The sequence below is a fragment of the Klebsiella sp. JB_Kp042 genome (assembly GCF_040065275.1).
GTDB classification, from domain to species: domain Bacteria; phylum Pseudomonadota; class Gammaproteobacteria; order Enterobacterales; family Enterobacteriaceae; genus Klebsiella; species Klebsiella quasipneumoniae.
Genome location: NZ_JBEAJL010000069.1, coordinates 1 through 1,742 on the forward strand (window position 1 = coordinate 1; position 1,742 = coordinate 1,742).

Here is a 1,742-nt window from a genome sequence, read left to right on the forward strand (position 1 = left end):
CACAACCCGCTACGGGGGAGACTTACCCGAAATCTGATTTATTCAACAAAGCCATCCGGATGAAATCGTGCTGGGAAAACGTATGGCAGATCATCTGCGTTTTGCCGCCTGTTATTGGCATAACTTCTGCTGGAATGGCGCGGATATGTTTGGCGCCGGCTCGTTTGAGCGTCCCTGGCAGGCCGCGGGCGATGCGCTGGAAATGGCCAAACGCAAAGCGGACGTGGCGTTTGAATTTTTCTACAAGCTCAACGTGCCGTATTACTGCTTCCACGATGTCGACGTCTCGCCAGAAGGCGCGTCGCTGAAAGAGTATTTGCATAATTTTGCCGTGATGACCGAGGTGCTGGCGGAGAAACAGCAGCAAACCGGCGTGAAACTGCTGTGGGGCACCGCCAACTGCTTTACCCACCCGCGCTACGGCGCCGGGGCGGCGACCAACCCCGATCCGGAGGTGTTTGCCTGGGCGGCCACGCAGGTGGTGACCGCCATGAACGCCACCCACCAGCTCGGCGGCGAAAACTATGTTCTGTGGGGCGGTCGCGAAGGTTACGAGTCCCTGCTGAATACCGACCTGCGTCAGGAGCGCGAGCAGATTGGCCGCTTCCTGCAGATGGTGGTGGAGCACAAGCATAAGATTGGCTTTGGCGGCACGCTGCTTATCGAGCCGAAACCGCAGGAGCCCACCAAGCATCAGTACGATTACGATGTCGCGACGGTGTATGGCTTCCTGAAGCAGTTTGGTCTGGAAAATGAGATCAAGGTGAACATTGAAGCCAACCACGCCACCCTGGCGGGGCACTCTTTCCACCATGAAATCGCCAGCGCCATCGCGCTGGGGATCTTCGGCTCCGTTGATGCCAACCGCGGCGATGCGCAGCTCGGCTGGGATACCGATCAGTTCCCGAACAGCGTGGAAGAAAATACCCTGGTGATGTACGAGATCCTCAAAGCCGGGGGATTCACCACCGGCGGCCTGAACTTTGACGCCAAAGTTCGCCGGCAGAGCACCGACAAATACGACATGTTCTATGGCCATATTGGCGCCATGGACGTGATGGCGCTGTCTCTCAAGCTGGCCGCGCGGATGATTGAGGATGGCAAGCTCGATCGGGCTCTGGCAAAACGCTATGCCGGCTGGCAGGGCGAACTGGGGCAGCAAATTATGGCCGGCCGCATGTCGCTGGATAATATTTCCCGGTACGCTGAGCAGCATAATCTGAATCCGCAGCCTCACAGCGGGCGTCAGGAATTACTCGAAAATCTCGTCAATACCTATATCTTTGGTTAAATTTGGCTGACATGCCCCTGCGGGGGCATGTATTCCGCTGTCTGCCCGCTGCCGGGAAATAGCGTTTATTTGTTCGTGTTGTATTTATGCTGTCTGTGCCGAAAGGCTATCTGTTTGACTGTCTATAGAGGAACAATCCGCCGCGCGGATGGTTCTGCCATTGTGCCACCTGTTTAATATCAGTGAGGGAGGGCGAGTAGCGATAATTGTGTAATGCCTCTGTGACCGTACAAAATAAAAAATAACTTGTTCTGATGATAGCGACATATTCTGTCAGCTCAGAATAGGCTGGTTATTGTCTGAATAAAATTAACCTATATTGAGAAACTCATGACAATGATAAAAAAACTTCCATTAACCATGGCGGTTATCGCCGCGTTTTTTCCGCTTACCTCTGTAATGGCGCAAGAATTTACTCAGGAACAGATCGACGCCATCGTCGCCAAAGCCG

At 54.2% G+C, this 1,742-nt stretch carries 1 protein-coding gene and 1 pseudogene; both read left to right on the plus strand.

From position 1 onward, the window contains the following. Positions 1-52: 52 nt before the first annotated feature. Positions 53-1,291 (plus strand): annotated as a pseudogene (gene xylA / locus ABLV54_RS13170) (xylose isomerase); the annotation flags it as partial. A 330-nt stretch (positions 1,292-1,621) separates the two neighbouring features. Further along, the coding region (locus ABLV54_RS13175) for a hypothetical protein (RefSeq protein WP_020803058.1) at positions 1,622-1,742 on the plus strand (121 nt) is incomplete at its 3' end.